This window comes from Desulfosporosinus sp. BICA1-9, assembly GCF_000802135.1.
Map to the genome: position 1 here is coordinate 21,133 of NZ_JUEE01000248.1, position 21,132 is coordinate 42,264.

The 21,132-nt window shown below is 46.1% G+C and carries 18 protein-coding genes; all 18 read left to right on the forward strand.

What is annotated here, in order from left to right; all coding sequences use genetic code 11:
• Entirely contained in the window at positions 1-1,356 is a 1,356-nt protein-coding gene (locus tag JL57_RS30530; protein ID WP_034145635.1) for a nucleotide sugar dehydrogenase, read from the forward strand.
• A gap of 187 nt (positions 1,357-1,543) precedes the next feature.
• On the forward strand, positions 1,544-2,590 hold the full coding sequence (locus JL57_RS30535; RefSeq protein WP_034145636.1) for a Gfo/Idh/MocA family protein: 1,047 nt from the start codon (positions 1,544-1,546) through the stop codon (positions 2,588-2,590).
• A 553-nt stretch (positions 2,591-3,143) separates the two neighbouring features.
• On the forward strand, positions 3,144-3,989 hold the full coding sequence (locus tag JL57_RS30540) for an N-acetyltransferase (RefSeq protein ID WP_034145637.1): 846 nt from the start codon (positions 3,144-3,146) through the stop codon (positions 3,987-3,989).
• A gap of 281 nt (positions 3,990-4,270) precedes the next feature.
• Positions 4,271-5,362 (forward strand): DegT/DnrJ/EryC1/StrS aminotransferase family protein, encoded by a 1,092-nt coding sequence (locus tag JL57_RS30545; RefSeq protein ID WP_034145638.1) that lies wholly within the window; start codon positions 4,271-4,273, stop codon positions 5,360-5,362.
• 18 nt (positions 5,363-5,380) lie between these two features.
• Positions 5,381-6,715 carry an O-antigen ligase gene (locus JL57_RS30550; RefSeq protein WP_034145639.1) on the forward strand — a complete coding sequence of 445 codons (1,335 nt, stop codon included), beginning with the start codon at positions 5,381-5,383 and terminating at the stop codon, positions 6,713-6,715.
• Complete coding sequence (locus JL57_RS30555) at positions 6,712-7,842, forward strand: glycosyltransferase family 4 protein (RefSeq protein WP_034145640.1); 1,131 nt, start codon at positions 6,712-6,714, stop codon at positions 7,840-7,842. Before JL57_RS30550 ends, JL57_RS30555 begins: the two co-directional genes overlap by 4 nt.
• Before the next feature lies 1 nt (position 7,843).
• Positions 7,844-9,094 carry a glycosyltransferase gene (locus JL57_RS30560; RefSeq protein ID WP_034145641.1) on the forward strand — a complete coding sequence of 417 codons (1,251 nt, stop codon included), beginning with the start codon at positions 7,844-7,846 and terminating at the stop codon, positions 9,092-9,094.
• 14 nt (positions 9,095-9,108) lie between these two features.
• On the forward strand, positions 9,109-10,539 hold the full coding sequence (locus tag JL57_RS30565) for a flippase (protein ID WP_034145642.1): 1,431 nt from the start codon (positions 9,109-9,111) through the stop codon (positions 10,537-10,539).
• 138 nt (positions 10,540-10,677) lie between these two features.
• Positions 10,678-11,745: a non-hydrolyzing UDP-N-acetylglucosamine 2-epimerase gene (gene wecB, locus JL57_RS30570; RefSeq protein WP_034145643.1), complete on the forward strand. Its 1,068-nt coding sequence runs from the start codon at positions 10,678-10,680 to the stop codon at positions 11,743-11,745.
• 5 nt (positions 11,746-11,750) lie between these two features.
• Positions 11,751-13,412: a hypothetical protein gene (locus JL57_RS30575; RefSeq protein WP_034145644.1), complete on the forward strand. Its 1,662-nt coding sequence runs from the start codon at positions 11,751-11,753 to the stop codon at positions 13,410-13,412.
• Between the two features lies 1 nt (position 13,413).
• On the forward strand, positions 13,414-14,859 hold the full coding sequence (locus JL57_RS30580) for an O-antigen ligase (protein ID WP_291300790.1): 1,446 nt from the start codon (positions 13,414-13,416) through the stop codon (positions 14,857-14,859).
• Positions 14,834-15,838, forward strand: coding sequence for a GNAT family N-acetyltransferase (locus JL57_RS30585; RefSeq protein ID WP_034145645.1), 1,005 nt, complete (start codon positions 14,834-14,836; stop codon positions 15,836-15,838). The genes JL57_RS30580 and JL57_RS30585 overlap by 26 nt, the downstream gene beginning before the upstream one ends.
• Positions 15,839-15,986: 148 nt before the next feature.
• Complete coding sequence (locus JL57_RS30590; RefSeq protein ID WP_034145646.1) at positions 15,987-17,198, forward strand: glycosyltransferase family 4 protein; 1,212 nt, start codon at positions 15,987-15,989, stop codon at positions 17,196-17,198.
• A 69-nt stretch (positions 17,199-17,267) separates the two neighbouring features.
• The gene (locus JL57_RS30595; RefSeq protein WP_034145647.1) at positions 17,268-17,489 is read left to right on the forward strand and encodes a type II toxin-antitoxin system HicB family antitoxin; all 222 of its coding nucleotides are present in this window, start codon (positions 17,268-17,270) and stop codon (positions 17,487-17,489) included.
• A gap of 2 nt (positions 17,490-17,491) precedes the next feature.
• Positions 17,492-17,716, forward strand: a complete 225-nt coding sequence (locus JL57_RS30600; RefSeq protein WP_034145648.1) for a type II toxin-antitoxin system HicA family toxin — start codon at positions 17,492-17,494, stop codon at positions 17,714-17,716.
• Between the two features lie 48 nt (positions 17,717-17,764).
• Positions 17,765-18,931 carry a DegT/DnrJ/EryC1/StrS aminotransferase family protein gene (locus JL57_RS30605; RefSeq protein ID WP_034145649.1) on the forward strand — a complete coding sequence of 389 codons (1,167 nt, stop codon included), beginning with the start codon at positions 17,765-17,767 and terminating at the stop codon, positions 18,929-18,931.
• A 302-nt stretch (positions 18,932-19,233) separates the two neighbouring features.
• On the forward strand, positions 19,234-19,887 hold the full coding sequence (locus JL57_RS30610; protein WP_291300791.1) for a sugar transferase: 654 nt from the start codon (positions 19,234-19,236) through the stop codon (positions 19,885-19,887).
• A gap of 12 nt (positions 19,888-19,899) precedes the next feature.
• A complete protein-coding gene (locus JL57_RS35995; protein ID WP_291300792.1) occupies positions 19,900-20,979 on the forward strand; it encodes a glycosyltransferase family 2 protein in 1,080 nt (359 codons plus the stop codon).
• The last annotated feature ends 153 nt before the right edge of the window (positions 20,980-21,132 follow it).

The following is a 21,132-nucleotide window of genomic DNA, read 5'->3' on the forward strand; positions in this document are numbered from 1 at the left end:
ATGATGACCGTAAAGAACGTTATAACTAGCGACGATGTTGTAGCAAAAACATTAAAAGAAAAAATTCAAAAGCATGAGGCACGCATAGGGGTTATCGGTTTAGGGTATGTCGGACTTCCTTTGGCTGTAGAAAAAGGAAAAGTCGGATTTCCAGTCATAGGTTTTGACATTAACTCAGTACGTGTTGACCAAGTAAATGCCGCAGACAACTATATCGGTGATGTCAAGGATGAAGACCTTAAGGATATTATTCAGAGTGGTATCTTTGTAGCTACTACGGATTTCTCTCGTCTGACTGAATGCGACGTTGTAATCATTTGCGTACCCACACCTTTAACAATCACCCGTGATCCAGATATATCGTACATTCAGTCATCGACAGATGTGATCGCTAAATATCTGCGCCCGGGGCAGTTGATTACGTTAGAAAGCACGACTTATCCTGGGACCACGGAGGAAGTCATTCTTCCCTCCCTAGAAAAAAAGGGACTTAAAGTCGGCAAGGATTTTTTCCTCGCATTCTCACCAGAACGCGTCGATCCAGGAAATAAACGCTTTAGCACGAAAAATACCTCAAAAGTAGTGGGAGGGATGACCCCGATCTGCTTAGAGATAGCGTATGCACTTTATATCCAAACAATCTCGAATGTGGTGCCCGTCTCTTCGCCTGCCGCTGCGGAATTAACGAAAGTCTTTGAAAATACTTATCGGGCTGTAAACATCGCCATGGTCAACGAATTGATGATGCTTTGTGACCGGATGGGAATCGATATCTGGGAAGTCGTAGAAGCTGCCGGTACAAAACCCTTTGGCATTCAGACGTTCTATCCTGGTCCTGGAGTAGGTGGTCACTGTATTCCCATCGATCCGTTTTATCTTACCTGGAAAGCGCGTGAATACGATTTCCATACCCGCTTCATTGAGCTTGCGGGAGAAATCAATGTGGAAGTTTCTTACTTTGTGATTAATAAAGTGGTTAGAGCCTTGAATGAAGTCAATAAGAGTTTGAAGGATGCGGAAATCTTTGTCCTTGGTGTAGCTTACAAAAAAGATATTGACGATATGAGAGAATCACCCGCTTTAAAAATCATTGAACTCCTGCGCAAACAAGGGGCTAAGATTACCTATCATGACCCATTTATTCCAGTCATTGAGCCGCATGGTGGGAGCACACTCCTCATGAAGAGCGTACCCTTGACAGATGAAGTCTTAGCTAACGCGGACTGTGTATTGATTTTGACCGACCATAGCACAGTGGATTATGATCGCATTGTTGATAAGGCTAAACTTGTGGTGGATACACGGAACGCTACAAAAGGCGTCTTGGAAAATCGTGAGAAGATCGTTAAAATCTAATACCAATTAGTTTCCGGCGATTGTAGCCTATAGTAACTCAGGTTTAAGGGGAATCGACAGATTCCCCTTAAACCTATACTTGTAGAGCAGAAAGCAAATTCTGTGTGAGGAAATGAACCTTAACTAAGTGGGAAACATAAATAATTTACTTATAAATCTAAATCAAAGAAAAGAGTGGTTTGAATTGATGAACGGAGAAAAGAAAATGCGGTTTGCAATCATTGGGTGCGGGCGGATTGCCCCGAAACATGCGGAATCCATATTGGCAATTCCTGAAGCAGAACTTGTTGCAGTTTGCGATATAGTACCAGAGCTAGCCCAAAACTTTGCCGATAAATACGGAGCAGAGCCCTATACCGATTATATGGAAATGTTAAAGAGAGCAGATATTGATGTCGTCACCATCGCTACTTCAAGTGGGATCCATGCTGAAATCGGAATTGCTGCAGCTGAAGCAGGTAAGCATGTTTTAGTCGAAAAGCCCATGGCCATGACCTTGAAAACCGCTGACGCCATGATTGCCGCCTGCCGCAAAGCCGGTGTTAAACTCGGTGTTATTCATCAGAATCGTTTTAATGACTCGGTGAAACTTCTCCGCAGGGCTGTGGAGGATGGCCGTTTCGGCAAATTAACCCATGGACAAGCTACCGTCCGCTGGAATCGCAATGATAACTATTATACCCAAGCACCTTGGCGTGGAACGAAGCTCCATGATGGTGGAGTCTTAATGAATCAGTCGATTCATAACATCGACCTTTTACAGTGGACATTCGGTCCTGTAGAGTCGGTTTTTGGATATACCGCGACCTTTATGCGCAAAATTGAAATGGAAGACATGGGAGCGGCCGTTATCAAGTTTAAAAATGGGGCCATCGGACTCATTGAGGCTGCCTCAACCATCTATCCCACGAACATTGAAGAGACTCTCAATGTCTTCGGTGAGACAGGTTCCGTCATCGTCGGCGGAATCGCAGTCAATAGAATCGAAGTCTGGGAATTCCCGGACAGTGCAGAAGAGAAAAAAGAGATCTTCGAAAGCCAAGAAGGGGATCCTCCGAACGTGTACGGCTTTGGACATAGAGAGCTTATTTTAGATTTAATCCATGCAATTCGAGAAGATCGGGAACCTGCCATAGCAGGAGAAGAAGGACGGAAGGCTTTAGAGATCATCTTGGCGATTTATAAGTGCCAGGAGACGAAGGCGCCGGTTGTGTTTCCGATGGTAGCAGAGTAACGAAGCCGCGGAGAGTTGAGTTACAGCCGCTCCGTCCCTACGCTCGCAGACCAAACTAAGGCAAACCTGCTAATGCAAGTGGGCGGGGTTCCGCCAAATTCGACTCCTGTCTCAGTTGGCGCGGGATACGTCCTGTATCCCGCCCCGCTGATGAAAGCGCAGGTTGGCCTAAGTTTGGTTGACTGCTCGCGTAGAGGACTCGCTTGCTGTAAATCAACTCTCTGGGCTAGGATTACGAGAGCGTGAGATGCTGGCTAATATTACTAGTCTCCTTCTAAAGGATGCTTGCAAGTCTCTCGATCTCATGAGCATCACAGGATTTTGATTTACAAAAGAGAACGACTTAAGCGAGTAGCCTACCAAACTTCGCGAAAAGCAGGCAGCGGAGACGAGTTGGAAACAAGGACGTTTCCAACCGGCAACTGAGCCAGGGATGGCGAATTGCCGGGAACTCGTCGGAGCGGACGGCTTTGCGCGTTAGTTTGGTCTACGCAGCTTACGGAGTGAACGTTGTAAATCAAAATCCTCCCCGCTATTGAAAGGAGCAAAGATAATGACTCATCATCTAATCCCCTCCAGTGCAACCGTACCTTCAAGCGTTTCGATCGGGCCGTTTTGCGTGCTCGGAGAAAATGTCGTGCTCGGCGAAAATGTGGTCTTGGGCGTCGGGTGTGTCCTTGGCGACGGCGCTAGGGTTGGGTCTGGCAGTGAGCTGGGGAACTATGTTAGTATTGGTGCACGAGCGGAAATTGGCGCTCGGACCAGGATAGGTGATCACACCACAATTTACCCTCAGGCCATGCTTGGAGAGGACGGCTTTATCGGCAGTAACTCTTCGATCGGTCGTTTGCCCAAGGCTGCAGCTACCAGTACCGTCAAAGCTCAGGCGGATTTGCCTCCTCTTCGGATGGGGAATGGATTTACAGTCGGGTGTTCTGCTGTTCTTTACGCTGGGACATACTATGCTGACGCGGCCTTTGTCGGAGATGGCGCTGTGGTGCGGGAGAGATGTTTGATCGGGCAGAACGTAGTCATCGGTAGCGGAGTGGCAGTAGAAAATGATACAAAAATTGGCTCATACACAAAGATCCAGACGGGTTCGTATATCACAGCCTATATGGAGATTGAAGAACGAGTGTTTATTGCTCCCATGGTTACGACGACCAATGATAACTATATGGGGCGTACGGAAAAACGTTTCAAATCAATCAAGGGTGCGACAATTCAGCGCGGGGCTCGTATCGGTGGAGGGGCCATCCTTTTGCCGGGTATTAACGTTGCCCCAGAAACCTTTGTAGCGGCAGGAGCCTTGGTTACTAAAGACACTATAGAAAAACGAGTCCTAAAAGGTTTCCCAGCCAAAGACCTTCGGGAGGTGCCTAAAGAGGAGCTACTATAGGGTCACTGGGGCGGTTCATGGATCCTGCAACTTACATGCAGGAAAGATTGTTCCTCGCGATGGAAGCAAGAAAACTGTCCCCTCGCTCCCCAAGACGCAAGACAGGAAGATTCTTTGCTTAAAGAGCACAGAGAGGGAATTCTGTAAATGAGCGCAGGAGACAAAGTGAGTGAGATGGAATACAAGTTGAAAATGCAAGTCAAGAACCGTCCCCAACTTGCACACGAACGGGCCAAGAAACTTCCTCCCCTAATAAATCCGTAGAGAAAGGGAAGATTAATATGAGTATTCCACTTTTAGATCTGAAGGCTCAATACCTAACGATAAAAGAAGAAATTGATCAGGCTGTCCTTAACGTACTAGACTCATCGGTCTTTATTCTCGGTCCGGAAATGAAAGCCTTAGAAAAGGAAATTGCTGCTTACTGTGGTACCCAGGAAGCTGTGGCGGTGGCCAATGGTACGGATGCTTTGGTTTTAACCCTTAAAGCCTTTGGCATTGGCCCTGGGGATGAAGTAATCACTACCCCGTTTACGTTCTTTGCCTCAGCGGAAACCATTGCTCAGGTTGGGGCCACTCCAGTATTCGTAGATATTGATCCAGTGACCTTGAATATGGACTTAACTCAGCTGGAGAAGAAAATAACCTCTCGAACTAAAGCGATTATTCCGGTACATATTTTCGGGCAGATGTTAGATGTTGAGCGGGTCATGGAAATTGCTGCCCGTCACGATCTAAAAGTTATTGAAGACGCTGCTCAAGCGATTGGAGCAGAGTATCGGGGCAAAAGAGCCGGTTCTATCGGTCATGCTGCAACCTTCAGCTTTTTCCCTACTAAAAATTTAGGGGCTTACGGAGATGCAGGAATGATCGTTACGAATGATAAGGACTTAGCCTCACAACTGCGGATGCTCCGTTTTCATGGTTGCAAAACAAAGTACTATCATGAAGAAATCGGCTACAATAGCCGTCTTGATGAGATGCAAGCTGCTATATTAAGAGTTAAGTTGCGTTATTTAGACGTTTGGAATGAAGAACGCCGAGAAAAGGCCAAGCTCTATGATGAACTTCTTGCCGACACAGGGATTCAGATACCGGGTCGAGATCCGCAAGCATTGCCTATCTATCATTTATATGTCCTCCGTACCGAAGAACGTAGTGCTCTTATGGAGCGCCTAAAATCTGGTGGAGTAGCCAATGCTATTTATTATCCCGTGCCTCTCCACTTACAAAAGGCTTTCCGGGACCTAGGATATAAAGTAGGGGATTTCCCAGTAACGGAAAAAGCGTGTGAACAAGCACTTGCGATACCTTGTTATCCGGAATTGAGCCTTGAACAACAACATGAGATTGCCAGCATCATTAAAGGTTAACAGATAAGGAGGTTAAAAATGTTTTGGAACACAGGGATTACTCGTGCGAACATAAATAAATTGTTTCTCCTTATCGGGATAATGTTATCCGCTATGCTTCTTCCCTCGCTAGAAATTCGTCCGAGTTTGCCGCGTATTCGTTTGGATGATGCGCTAATCTTTGGGGCATTTGCTCTCAATCTGCTCCTGCGCTTAACACGTCGTTCCAGCAATTACTTGTATGATTATGGGTCGGAGCATGAGGGTGAGAGAAGTGGTTTAAGAGCAGTAACCATAGTATTTTTACTATTCTTTGCGTCTATCGTAATTTCGAACCTTTATGCCGTGCTGTTTTTAAACGGGTCCTTCGGCATACGGGATGTCATGGAAGGGGTCACACTCTTCAAGTATTATTTGATAATTACGCTAGCAGTTTCCCTGAGGATACAAGGAGCTGAATTCGAGGCCCTCCGCAACACGTTTCTCGTAGGGTTGGGTTTTATACTGTTACTTTCGTGGGGGCAATTTCTTAATCTGGCCAATGTCAATGAGTGGCTAACACCTTTCTTTGCCCAGGCCCACTTGGATAATCTTGTGAATGCTAATCCTCCTCGCGTTTTAGGAACGTTTGATAACCCGAATGTCATGGGCATCACGTCAGTTCTGATGATGACATTATTTGTGACCTGGTTTTATTTCCGGAGAAACGAGCGCCTCCAGTCAGTGATTCTTTTTGTGGCGATTGGTTTGACCTTGAAACTTACATTTATGACCATTTCTCGAACAGCTCTCTTAGCGACGGCAACGGTACTCGTCTTTCTAAGTGTCTGGGCCACGTTTAAATTCAACTGGAAAAAGGGTGTCCTCGTTAAAATCCTGGTCTTACTGCTCCTAACGTTAACCTTGTTTTTCACCTCTCCCAGGGACTTTGTGTCTCGAATGAATGAGGCAACAAATCTTGAAAAGAGTACATCTGCCCAAGGGCACCTCATGAGAGCTGGAGATGCCATTGAATTTATCAAGCAATCCCCTATCTTAGGTTGGGGTACAGCTAAGGATACGATGACCACGCTGGTAGATAATGAATATGCTTTGGTGACCCGGCGCTATGGGGTTATCGGTTTGGCTATATATCTCTGGCTATTTCTCCGACCTGTTAAAGCAGCCCTGCGGAAGATAAGATCCTTTAATTTTTACGGATTTGAACCAGGGATACGGGAAAATAAAATTCTCCTGTCCATTGCCTTTGTAGCATCAATCCTGGCAATATTTGTCTATAATATTACTGCAGGGGCCTTCTATAACCTGCAATTGATGACTCTGGTTGCTCTATATATGGGCATAATCTACAGAACAGAAGAGGAAAGAGATTGAAAGTCTGTATCTTAACGACAGCACATTCTCCCTATGATGAGCGCATTTTTCATAAGGAAGCCAAAAGTTTAGTCGAAGCGGGCTACGAAGTTGTCATTATAGCCCCTTATGAGAAATCTGAACTAAAGGAAGGCATTCGCATTGAGGCAGTGCCTCCTCTCTCCTCTCGGATGGATCGAATTTGGCGTCTGAAAGCTCTCTACAAGCTTGCGCTTCAGGAAAAGGCCGATATCTATCATTTTCATGATCCAGATTTAATCCCTGTGGCCTTAAGGCTTAGTCGTAAGCATCGGAAGCCGGTTATTTATGATGTCCATGAATATTATGGGGATAGTCTTTTGACGCGTTATTGGGTGCCTAAGCCATTCAGAAAGCTTGTGGCGCGGGCTGTGGATCAGTTCGAAAAATGGTCGGCACGATCCTTTGCCGCGGTCATTACAGTTAATAGCAACATGGCTGAGCTTTTCCAGCGGGTTAACCCTGAAGGAGAGATCCTGCATAACTATCCGCTTCAGCGTCAGTTTGATTTTCCGCGTCCTGTAAACGTAAAACCACCGGTCATCTTATATCTCGGGGGAATTAACCGAGAGCGGGGTCTGGAAGTCATCTTACGTGCTATGACTAGTGTGAGGGAAAAACACCCTGAAGCAATTTGTGAACTTGTTGGTCCGGTGGATTCCGCGGATTTAGGTCCGGAATTCTCGGATCTCAATCCTTGGTTGAAGCAGGGAAATGTAAGATTGAGGGGTAAAGTCCCCTATGAGCAGGTGCCTGAAATTTTGGCCCAGAGTTCTATTGCTCTTGTTCCTTTACTTCCCACTCTTAATTATCAAAAGGCGATCCCTGTTAAACTGCTTGAGTATATGGCAGCAGGTCTTCCCGTGATTGGCTCACGCTTTGGCTATATCGAAGAGATTATCGACAAGAACCAATGCGGTTTATTAACAAAACCTGGAGATCCGGAAAATTTAGCCAAGGATATTTGTACCTTCTTAGAGGACCCCCAAAAAGCCTTGGACTTGGGGCAAAAGGGTTGGGATGCTTTTCACCGGGAATATACTTGGGAAAAAGAACAAAGCAAACTCTTAGAACTCTATCAGCGAATCCTTATAAAGGCGGATCATTAAGATGCGCGTTTTAATGCTTTCTCACATGTATCCAAATTCAGTTAGCCCCCTAGGTGGAATTTTTGTGCGCCAGCAGGCTAGAGCTTTGGCGCGTCTTGGGGTAGAAGTGAACGTCGTAGCTCCAGTGCCCTGGATGCCAAGATTTATGGCTGGACGAGGAAAATGGGGAGGTTATCCCTGGGTTCCCTTTAAGGAGCAACCCGATGGATTCCCGGTATTCCACCCCCGTGTGATAGAATTCCCTCGGTCTTTATTTTTTGAGTACTACCCCCAGACTTATGCTTATGGGCTACAAAGAGTTTTTACTGACCAAATCAGACGAGGTGTGGATATTATTCATGCCCATGTCGCTCACCCCGATGGTGCTGCGGCTCTGAGCTTCGGATTGAAGTATAATATCCCAGTAGTCGTTACAATCCATGGTCAAGATTTCGCGTACACCTTGAACCGTAGTCGAACTTGTGCTAAGAGTGTCCGAACAACGCTCAAAGGCGCAGCGGCAGTTATCCTAGTCAGCCAAAAACTCAGAAGCCAATATGCACTGGAAACTTGGGCGGGGCAACTTGAGAAATATAGGATTATCTATAATGGCGTGGATTTACAAGACGTAGTTAAGCCCTTAGAACTGCAGGGCCTAGATCTGCAGGGATCAGAACTTCAAGGAACCTATTCGGAGCAGGGATTAGAGCAAGGACTAAAGACGTCGAGACGTCGTCTGCTTACGGTCGGTTTCCTGCGCCCGGATAAAGGGCATGCTGTGGTCATAAAGGCACTGCCAGAGCTAATTCGCGAATTCCCAGACTTAGAATACCGAATTGTGGGAGACGGATCAGAACGGGCTGAACTGATAGCTCTAACTAAGGAATTAGGATTACACAGCCATGTCGTGTTCCTGGGAAGTCTGCCCCATCATGAGGCCATGGAAGAAATGGCCCAGTGTGAAGTCTTTATCTTGCCGAGTTGGAACGAAGCCTTTGGGGTCGTATATTTAGAGGCCATGGCTCACGGCAAACCGATTATTGGCACAACTGGAGAGGGGATCTCAGAGGTCCTGGCCCAAGAATCAGTGGGCAAGGCAGTTCCGCCAAGGGACGTTTTGGCTCTTACTGAGGCAATCCGGGAATTCCTTAGGAATCCAAGCCAAGCCAAGGTGATGGGAACCCGGGGCAAAGACTTGGTCAGTCGCCAATTTACTTGGGAATACAATGCCCAGAAGACCTTAAAGATCTATGAGGAGATCATGACTCGATAGAAGGGAGGACTCCGGTGGAACTTCGTTTAGTCCTTAAGAATGCTGCCGCATTAAGTGTGGCTAGTGTGCTTTCCAAAGCGATTTCCGCTGTAGTGGGAATCTCAGTCGCTCGTTATCTAGGACCAGAAATATTCGGAGAGTACAGCGCTGCCCTCGCCTTTGTCAGTACGTTTATCCTCTTTGCGGATTTTGGATTAAGTAACTATATGGTTCAAGAGGGTTCTCGGGATGAACGTGTTTTACCGCTTTATCTCGGAAATACACTCTTATTTAAGGTGATTACTTCGCTGGCGATCTATGCGCTTATGCTGGCTCTAATGTATCCAGCAGGCTATAACGAGTCAATTCGAGGGATGATCATGGTCCTTGGTCTAGCCAGTGGGTTGAATGCCTTAGACGCAACCGTCTATAACTACTTTCAAGCAAAACAACAAATGTATTTCGCAGCCCTGTATCAGTTCGCTTCGACATTTCTCATTGGTGCTATAACAATTTTGGTTGTGGTTAAACAGGGAAATGTACTGCTGATCACCGTTGCTCAATTAACAACAGCGATTTTAATTTCCTTTTTTTTATATGTCCACCTACGGCGTCATATTCGACTTGAGTTTGACCTCTCCCGCCTAGCGGGTATGCTCAAGGCTGGCTTTCCTTACGGGATTGCAGTCATATTTTTATTTGTTTATTTCCAGATCAATATATTCTTGCTTTCCTTAATGCGTCCCCCAGTAGAGGTTGGGATTTATTCGGCAGCCTATCGCTTAATTGCAATTCTCTTGTTTATACCGGGGATTTTAACGAGCGTACTTTACCCAATTCTATTCCAGCTCGGAGTGGAAAGTAAGGAAAAACATCGAGGAACCATCGAAAAGATTTTTAAAGTCTTAAGTGCAGTTGGAATTCCCGGGAGTGTTCTACTGTTTGTTTTAGCAGATCCATTGTTGACCTGGCTTTATAACGGTCGTTTTCCAGAGTCTGTTCCGATCATGATGATTCTAAGTTGGTTTTTTGCTCTGGAATGCCTGAGTTTCTCCCTGGGGGATGTGTTGACAACCACAGATCGGCAATGGACCCGTGCAAAGATTCAGGGTAGTGCCGCTTTAATAAATATCGTGATTAATCTATATGCAATTCCTCGCTATGGGATATATGGAGCGAGCGTAGCGACATTGATCACCGAATTGTATGTCTACGTTGCGTTCTACTGGGTTGTTCGGCGTTACGTTTATAAACTTCAAACCTTCAAACAACTTCCTATCGTTCTCTTAGCCTCACTGGCTATGGGCCTCACTGCCTATTTCCTTCGTCATCTTCACCCTTTAACATCAGCGGCCATTGCCGGAACCTTATATTTAATAATCCTGATCAGTCTCGATAATGATTTTCGACGCATTGGTGGGTATCTCGTCCGCCAGGTGACAAGTCGGTTAAAACCGAGGAGTTAGAGGCAAGGGACGAGGGGACAGGTCAGTTGTCCCACTCCACTTTACTTGCTAAAAGGTCACGAGTCGCATAAAATCGTGAAAATGGGTTGTGTTGATAGCTAGGCAATTAACTAATTCGATATACAAGGAGCAAGAAGCATGAAGGTGATTACCGTCCTGGGTGCAAGACCTCAATTTATAAAAGCCGCGCCGCTTTCAGAGGCTTTACGGAAAAACCATGAGGAGAAAATAATCCATACTGGTCAACATTACGATTACCAAATGTCGGATGTGTTCTTCGAAGAATTAGGAATTCCCAAGCCCGATTACTTTCTAGGGGTTGGTTCAAAACAGCATGGTGCTCAAACGGGAGAAATGTTAACTAGAGTAGAAGAGATACTCCTGAAGGAAAAACCCGATTGGGTTCTCGTCTATGGAGACACAAATTCCACCTTGGCAGGTGCTTTGGCCGCAGCAAAGCTGCATATTCCGATTGCTCATGTTGAAGCGGGGTTGAGGAGTTATAATCGTCAGATGCCAGAAGAAGTGAACCGAGTGCTGACAGATCATATCTCAACTCTGATGTTTTGCCCGACTGATCAGGCCGTGAAAAATCTCAGTCTGGAAGGCCTAACTCAAGGGGTAGTACGGACCGGAGATGTTATGGCGGATGCCCTTTACTACCATGCTCGGCGGGCAGAGGAACGAAGTCTTCAGAAGAACCTTCGTTATCCGAAGAAATCCTACCTTTTAGCCACCGTGCATCGGGCCGAAAATACGGATGATCCGAGTCGGCTTCAGGGGATTATGCATGCTTTTGCCCAAATCGAGGGACAGATTGTGCTCCCTCTACATCCACGAACTAAGAAACTCCTCAAAGATCACCATCTGACGATACCAAAGAATGTTGATGTTATAGAGCCTGTGGGATATTTAGAAATGATTTTTTTAGAAAAAGAGGCGGAATTCATTCTGACAGACTCTGGAGGTGTCCAGAAAGAAGCGTATCTATGGCAAGTTCCTTGTGTGACTCTAAGAGATGAAACTGAATGGGTAGAGACCGTGAATACGGGTTGGAATACCCTTACGGGCGCCAATCCGGAGGAGATTGTGGGAGCAGTCATGAATTACCGCAACCAACCCTTGCCACTTTATCTAGAAAATCTTTATGGTAACGGTCGGGCCAGTGCAGAGATCGTGGCGGCCATGGAAGGGAAAAGAGGGTGAGCTTCGTGAGCGAAGCACAAAAAACGATACAAGGATCAAGATCAGGACAAGTGGGGTTTTTCGTCTCAGAACACCTAAAGCCGGTTTATAGAGAGATCGCGGGTCTCTTGGGAGTGGACTGGGGTGTGGTTTCACAATGCGAGACATTTTCCGAATACAAGGCGATCTTAGTTGATGGAATTTCCCTCTCCAGCTTAAGAGGACTAAAGACTAATACTCTAATCTTGGTCTGTGGGCCGGTAAGCGGAGAAAACTCAGGTCTTCGAATCAAGACGTTTGCATTTAATCTTGGTCTGGAGGGGACTCGCCTGCTTATGGATGGTCGAGAGTATACCGAAAAGGACGTGAGCAAGCCTACCTTCGATCTGATCCTCGAGGAAATTCGTGAGGTCTTACGCCAGGAAGTTAGAAATTACATAGAACTCCCGCCCATCCCCTGGGGATATTCCTATGCCATGACGTTAACCCATGACATCGATATCTTAAGCCTTAAGGAAATGCCTATTGCCCGCACCTTTTTGGGATATTTCTACCGTAGTTCGGTTCTGAATTGGAAACGCTGGCGAGGGGGAAAGGTACAGACGTCAGAACACTTCCGCACGATTTGGGAAATGGCCAGAACGTGGGCGGCGAAGCTAGGAGTTGGGCATGATGTCTGGCAGCGGGCCCTGCCAAAGCTTCTCGAGCTGGAGAAACGCTTAGGGGTTCGGTCGAGTCTTTATTTTATGCCCTTTCCAGAGAAACCGGGTATTTTGCCGGAACGATTAAGGAAAAATAAAGACAAAGATAATGAGACTGACAAAGACAGAGATATAGAAAGTGCGCCGACAAACAGAGCGTCGTATTATGACGTGAGTACTTATAAAGAATTGCTCAACCACTTGGAAGAGGGTGGATGGGAGGCAGGGGTCCATGGTATTGATGCTTGGCATAACGAACCTTCAGCCTGGGCCGAACATAGCCGTATCGCTAATCTGACCAGACGGGATGAGATTGGGGTTCGAATGCACTGGCTATACTTTCAATCCCCAGAATCCTTTAAGGTATTGGAAGAGGGTAGATTCCTGTATGATGCGACGTTTGGATTCAATGAAGTTGTCGGCTTTCGTGCTGGAACCCTGCAACCCTACCATCCGCTGAATTGCCAGACTCTCTGGGAACTTCCGCTCCATATCCAAGACGGTGCCCTTTTGGGAGAGGAGCACCTTGACTTAAATCGGGAGGATGCCTTTCACAAGGCAAAACCGATTTTGGACTGGGCAAAGCGCTTGGGTGGAGCAGTAAGTTTACTCTGGCATAATCAGAGTTTTACCGCTCCCCGTTATTGGGGAGAAGTCTATGAACGCTTGATTGAACAGGGGAGGGCAGATGGTGCCTGGATCGCCGTACCAAGAGATGTTCTACGTTGGTTTACTTTAAGACGTCAGTGTAAGGTCGAACTTAAGATCCAAGGGACACAATGGCAGATTTCGTGTACTCTCCCAAATCAGGACCAAAACTCAGACCAAAACCAAGAGCGTAGACCTACGATCCCGCCCGTTCGAATTCGCCTACATCTCGACCCTCATAAGGTTCGGGTGGCTTCCGTTCCCTATGAGGCGGGAGACGGTTATATCGATTTTCCAGTCCAAACTTTAGTTACACTTGAAGTGGAAGGAGAGAGCTAACATGGGGCTTCTCATCTTAAAATGGCTGTTTTTCTTGGCTAGTGTAGCTACAGTACTCTATTGGGGCTGGAAAAAGCCAGCAGTCTTAATTTGGTTACTAGCAGGAGCGATCGCTTTAGAGATTTCTATTGAGTGGTTTCCTCCTTTGGGACCGCTTGGTTCTCAGATAAATAGTCTCGCTCGTCTTCTAACCCTTGGTATCATTGGGGCGGCCCTTAGGTGTCTTTGGATAGAACCAGAAAAACGCCGAGAACTAAAAGTAATCCTAACTCATTACTTAACTCGAGCGCTTATGATTTATATTGTAGTCGGTGCCTTGAGCTTCCTTTATTCCGTCGATCGAAGTAATACAGTCGTTGAAGTTGTTCGATTGCTGACCTTATTTTCCCTTTATCTTAGCATTGGCCTGCTTACAGAACGCAAACACATCCTCTGGCCTTTTCGAGTTGTACATTGGGTTGGGGTGGCGATGGTCCCACTGGCCCTTTATGAAGGTGTGACACGCCATTTTATTTGGCGGGGATATTTGGCTGAGGGCATGATTGCCCGTGTTAACGCGACCTTTGTCGATCCGAATATTTTTGCTCGGTATCTAATTTTAGCGATTGTAGCAAATTTAATTCTCCAATACCTTAATACCGAAGTGCGGAAACGTATAATTTATATGGGATCCCTTTTGGGTTTGCTGGGGGGGTTAGCCATTACACTCTCCCGCAGCGGACTTCTTACTTTGGCGATGGTCTTAGTACTTATGCTCCTGCTGATTCCACGGAAAAAGATGATTCTGCCCATTGGGTTCTTGGGACTCATCGGAACAGTGATTTTGGCTATGCGCCCCACCATTTGGCAGCGTCTGCTGACATTTCGGGAAGGATTTGGCGCTTTAGATGCCCAGAGGCAATATCTCTGGAAAGCGGCCTGGGCAATGTTCACAGATCATCCGGTCGTTGGGGTAGGATTAGGTGGCTTTCAGAAAATGTTTTTAACTCAATACCTGTACTTGAAAACAGTGATCCCAGATGTTGAGGGGGCAACCCTCTCGCATACAACCCTGCTCACGATTGCAGCAGAACTGGGATTAATAGGACTGGCTGCCCTGACCTGGGTCTGGTTAGCTTTGATGCGGGTACTTTGGCGATTACGTAAGGGTGGGCTCGAGCATAGCAGAAGTAAAAACCAAAGTAAAAACCAAAATAAAAACAGAAATGAAAACGGAAATGAAAACGGAAGTAGAAATGGAAGCGGAAACGAAAACGAAAACGAAGTTGACCGGTATATCACCGGTGTGGGTTATTTCCTATGGATTACAACAGTTTTCATCAGCTCACAAGCCGAAGCCCGTTTTTTTGAGGATCCTCTGATCTGGATCAGCATGGGAATGCTCTTTAGTATCGCCGATAACGTTGGGAGTGAGAAAAAACGTGAGCCTAAAATTACAGCCAGTTGAGCGCGAAGCTTGGCAGGATTTTCAAAAGAGCATGCCTTTGGGGTCACTTTTCCACCGTTGGGAATGGCAAGAAATCATAGAAGTGGGATTTGGTTTACGAGTTAACCGCCTGGGTTTATTTGACGAAATGGGAGCACTGAAGGGTTTACTCCCTTTAGTCGAGCGAAAAATGAGCCTGCTCAAATTAGCAGGTAGCCCACTCTCTGGTGCGGCCACCCCTCACAGCGGTCCATTGGGCGATGTATCCATGGCCGATGTATTATCGGCCCTCGAAGAGTACGCCTCAAAAAACCGTTTAGACTATCTTGAACTCGGTCTTCCAGAAGTAATGGGAAAAGAAGACCTCGAACAAAACGGGTACACTGTGGAGCAACTCACCACCTTAGATTTACAGATTCCCAACGAGTTAGAACCCCTTTGGGCGGGGCTGGAAGTGCGATGCCGCAATGCCATACGCAAAGCCGAGAAATCTGGGGTCGAGGTAGTTGAAGCTCAAACCCTTGAAGAGTGGCTGGATCTGTATTATGATCTCTCATGTGGGGTTTACCATCGTCAGGAGAAAGAACCTCCCTTTAGCAAGGAATACTTCACATCCCTTTGGCAGAACCTATATCCGAGTGGAGATTTGGTGGTTTTACTTGCTCGTTATGAAGGCAAGATTATAGCAGGGGGAATCTTTCCTCGGGACAGGAATGTGAGTTATTACCTAGACGGAGTATCCGATCGAGAGTACAATAAAGTCGTGCCGAATAATCTCATTCAGTGGGAGTACTTAAAACGAGCTCAGGCTCTGGGTATTCAGCTTTATGATATGGTAGGGGCCAATATCCCCAGTATTGCTAAATTCAAAAAGAGTTTTGGCAGCACGGAGCGAAATTATCTTTATGCTTACCGGAACCGGACCATCGCTGCTAAAGTTGGCCGAACGGTATATGCCAAACACGGTGAAACGATTAAAAAATTCCTTAAACGATCCTAGTTATGACAAAGCCTAATAAGGATCTTATGTAGTGATTATTATAGGATAAGACCGGATTTAAAGAACAAAGATATTGTATAATATTTAACTAAGTATGATCTGGAAAGTTTTAAGGTAAAAAAAGTAGGTTTGAAGGAGTAAGGTCTAATTGCGCATCTTAATGCTGACACAATACTTTCCACCAGAGTCTGGTGCTGCACAGGTTCGGCTCAAAGAAGTCGCTAAAGGGTTGCAATCAAATGGGCATCAGGTAACGGTCGTTACTGCATTTCCTAATCATCCGAGTGGCGTGATTCCACCGCAATACCGAGGACGTTGGCGGATGAAGGATGAGGTGGAGGGAATTCCAGTTTGGCGGACTTGGATTTATCCCGTGCAACGAGGACGATTCTGGAAGCGCTTGCTTAATTATTTTTCCTTTGTTGGCTCCTCATTCTGGGGCTTAAGCAAAGCAGGAAAACAAGATATTCTATTTTTTGAGTCTCCACCACTTTTTCTCGGAATCACGGCCTTAATCTATGGGTGGCTTACTCGGACACGTATTATTATGAATATTTCGGATCTCTGGCCAGAATCAGCCGTTGCCTTGGGACTCGTCAACAGCCAATGGATGATCAGGACTGCAGAAGGGCTAGAGAGACTACTTTATCGTAAAGCCTGGAAAATATCTTGCCAAACAGAAGGGATTCGTGACTCGTTGGTGAAGCGAGGCGTGCCCAAGGAAAAGGTCACCTTTCTACCGAACGGGGTGAACCTGGATCTATTTGCACCTCGTGAACGAGATCAGGAAATGGCTCTGAAGCTGGGCCTTAAAGAGGAAGATTTTGTCTTAATCTACGCCGGCACTATGGGCTATGCTCAGGGTCTTGAATCCGTCATTCGAACAGCCGAATTACTTAAAGATGAAGCAAACGTCCGATTCCTGTTTGTGGGCGATGGTACTGAGAAACCGATGCTCGAGGCACTCGTACAGGAAAAGGGATTATCCAAGGTCAGTTTTGTGGATTTTCAACCAGTTCAGGAAATGCCGAGGTACTTCTCTTTGTCCTCAGCAAGTATTGTACCCTTGAAGAAAAATAAGCTCTTTGAGGGAGCGCGCCCCTCGAAAATGTTCCCGGCACTTGGTTCGGCGGTTCCGGTGATCTATTCTGGTGAAGGGGAGGCAGTTGAACTAATCCTTTCTTCAGGTGGCGGTGTGATTGTAGAACCAGAAAACAGTGAAGATTTAGCGCGAGCGATTATCGAATTAAAGGGGAACCCAAACTGCTTGGAGATGGGCAGAAAAGGACGACAATTTGTTGAAGACAATTATGCCTGGTCAGAAATCATTCAACGTTGGCTTAGAGAACTAGGGATATAACAAAAGTCAGAAGTCAGAAGCCGGAGGTCGGATAAGTTCAGAGCAAATCCACTATAGGAGGTTCTCTAAATGCAAAGAAGATTTAAGGTAATTCTTGAGAAGAATGAAAGTGGAGGCTTTACTGTCACAGTCCCTTCTCTTCCTGGTTGTGTTACGCAGGGCGTTGACCGAAGAGAAGCACTCGAACATGTACAGGAAGCAATTGAGGGTTTTCTTGAAGCATTGGTGATCGAAGGATTACCTATCCCTTCAACTGATGTAGAAATGGACGAAGTGCAGGTGAGTTACTGATTATGGTCAGAATACCCAGAGTTGAGGGGAAGGATGTTGTAGCTGCGCTTAAGAGGGCGGACTTTAGGATCTCACATATACGAGGAAGTCACCATTACCTTCGACGATCCGGTGGAAGTCTAGTTTGTGTGCCGGTTCATGCAGGAGCGATTGTTGATATAAAGACATTAAAGAGTATTTTAGAACAAGCAGATCTAACGATAAACGAGTTAATAGAATTACTTTAGGGGTCTGAGGATGCAAAATAGGCGCTTCAAAATGGAGGAATAAGCAAAATGTGTACACGTCAAGAGTTCTTACCCTACAATGTCCCCTTGATTGAAGATGACGATATCGCCGGGGTTGTGGACAGTTTAAAATCAGGCTGGATTGCAAAGGGTCCCAAAACCATGGAGTTTGAACAAAGGTTTGCTGAGTATGTAGGGGCAAAATATGCCGTTGCAGTGAACTCTTGTACTGCCGCATTACATCTTTCCCTTGTGGCGGCGGGCCTCGGGGAGGGAGACGAAGTTTTGACCACTCCGATGACCTTTGCTGCTTCCGCCAATGTGGTCATTCATACAGGGGCTAAGCCGATATTTGTGGATATTGATCCTATTACCATGAATATTGATCCGAAGAAACTTCGAGAAAAAATTACGACTCGGACAAAAGCAATCATCCCTGTCCATATGGCAGGTCAGTCTTGTGAAATGGATGAAATCATGACGATTGCCCGAGAACATAACCTTTTTGTGCTAGAGGACGCAGCCCATGCGGTTTACACTCAATATAAAGGGAAAATGATTGGATCGATCGGAAATGCCACGGCATTTTCATTCTACGCGACTAAAAATTTGGTTACCGGTGAAGGCGGAATGATCACGACAGATGATGAAGCTCTGTATAATCGAATGCGCATCATGAGCACACACGGCATGAGCAGAAATGCTTGGAATCGCTATGCTGAAGCCGGTTCATGGTATTATGAAATTCTTTCTCCGGGCTATAAGGACAATATGTCCGATATTATGGCAGGGCTAGGAATAGCTCAACTTAGTAAGCTTGAACGAATGCAAGGAATACGGCAGGAAATTGCCGACTATTATAATACGGAGTTTGGAAAGATGCCAGAGCTTGAAGCGCCTGTTGAACTGGATTATGCTAGACATGCCTGGCACTTGTATATCATTAAGTTGAATTTGGATAAACTATCCATAGATCGTGGAACCTTTATCGAACAACTCAAAGAAGAAAATATCGGAACGAGTGTTCACTTTATTCCGGTTCACATGCATCCATATTATCGGGACACCTATGGATATAAAGAGGGAGATTTCCCTGTTGCAGAGGGCATTTTTGAGCGCATAATTTCCTTGCCCCTGTATCCAAAGATGACGATGCAAGACGCGAGTGATGTTGTGGATGCGGTAAGGCGAGTGGTGGAGCGTTTCCGGAAGTGACGCAGCGCTGGGGTCGAGGCTTTGTTTGCAACCGTTCATTCCGTGCGTTTCGCAGGCCAAACTAGCGCCTAAAACTACAACTCCAGCGGGGTTCCCGGCAACTCGACATCCCTGTCTCGGCTGCCGGTGGGGTACATCGTATCCCCCCCCCCGCCTACGTTTCCGTTTTATGCGAAGTTTGGCTAGCTGCTTACGCAAGTCATTCACTTTTTGCAAACAAAGCCTCTTGGGCTTTGCTGGAGAATCGTTTTAAAATAGGTTTAACCGGAAACGCTTAAGTAAGCTTGAAAGGGGAGATACGGATGGGTCAGAGTTCTGTGTCCGCGGGCAGTAAAGAGCTTGAATATTCCGGTTGGCAACTCGTGGCGAAGCGGATACTGGATTTTGTGGTAGCCTTAACCCTCCTCGTGCTAGTATCTCCACTCTGGCTTTTTGTTGTTCTCTGGATTCGATCCGACTCCTCTGGACCAGCGATCTTTAAGCAGACTAGAGTCGGGCAGAGGGGCAAACTCTATACGATTTATAAGTTCCGAACCATGGTGCAGAACGCAGAGGCCATGATGAAAGACAAACTAGAGAACGTTAACGATCTGAAGAATTTTGTTTTTCAGGAGAAAGAGGACCCACGTATTACTCGCAGTGGCCATTTCCTCAGAAAAACAAGTCTAGACGAGCTCCCTCAACTTATTAATATTTTGATCGGAAATATGAGCTTAGTCGGCCCCCGTCCTGAGGTTCCGGAAATAGCCAAGCTCTATACGAGTGAGCAGCGTCAGCGTCTTAATGTCCTCCCCGGTGTCACGGGATTAGCCCAAGTAAACGGGCGAAGTGAGCTAACTCTTGGAGAAACCTTAGCCTACGACTTAGACTATGTTCGTACTTGGAGCTTTTGGCAAGATATAAAAATCCTGTGGAAAACAATTTTCGTAGTTTTCGCAGGGAAAGGCGCATTTTAACGGTATAGACGTTTGAAACCTATTGTTTCAGTGGTTATTCCCACCTATAATGTTCAAGATTATATTGGACAAGCCCTGCGATCAGCCTTAGATCAAACGATCCAAGATATTGAGTTAATCGTTGTTGATGATGCTTCAACGGATAAGACCGTGCAAATCATCAAGACGATCAAGGATCCGAGGATTCAATTAACCATCAGCAAGAAGAATTCCGGCCCGTCCCATTCCCGCAACGTAGCCATCCAAAACGCGCAAGGGGAATGGATTGCTCTCCTTGATGGAGACGACTGGTGGGAGAAAAACAGGCTGGAGAGAATGCTTAAAATGGCTATGCTGCATCAAGCAGATATAGTGGCCGATGATATTCAAAATTATGTTGAGGGTGAGAAGAATCCTTGGAATGAAACGCACCTGGGAAAGCTGAAGCGTTCGTTTCACAAGTGGAATCCATCTGCGGTTGACGTAGTTGAATATGACCTCGGACCTTTAAAACCCTTATTTCGGCGAGATTACCTTAAGCAAAACGGATTAAGTTATCAAGAAGAAATTACCTATGGGGAGGATTTCGTTCTTCTCTTAGAATGTCTACTGTATGGGGCAAATATGATTATTACTTCGGAGCCCCTGTATGTACGTCGGGCTTGGGCCAACTCCTTGACCGCGCACAGACAAAGATCAACGGAATGCTTAATTCAACTCACTCAATCTTTATTGACCAAGCTGAAGGCCAAGGATCATGAATATCTACTAATAGAAAAATGCCCAGAAGTGATCCAAGCCTTAGAAAATCGCCTGAAACGACAAACCGATTCCTACTTATACCATCAACTAACGGAACCCTTCAAAAAAGGAAACGCCCTTCAAGCTGCGTGTCAGATGCTGGGGCTGATGGTTCGTAAGCCACGGAGCATGGTAATAATGGCGGAAAAAGTCCCTGCCATATTCGATTACCGCGTTCTTAGGCATTTGAGACGGCCAAATGAAATTGTAGATGAAATAATGGTTCACGGCATTCAGGACGATATAGAACGATGCATCGAAGGACCGACCATACATCTGATTGATTCGGAGGTCGAAGTTCAGAAGCCATAGACCATAATGCAAGTTAAGAGCAGTCCCTGACTTGTACGACTTGCAAAGTGCATCATGAATGCAAGTCATGCAAGTCAAGAACCGTCCCCAACTTGCACAACTTGCACGTAAAGCGGATGAGAAGACGTGGTCAGAGAAAAAATCCTGGACAGC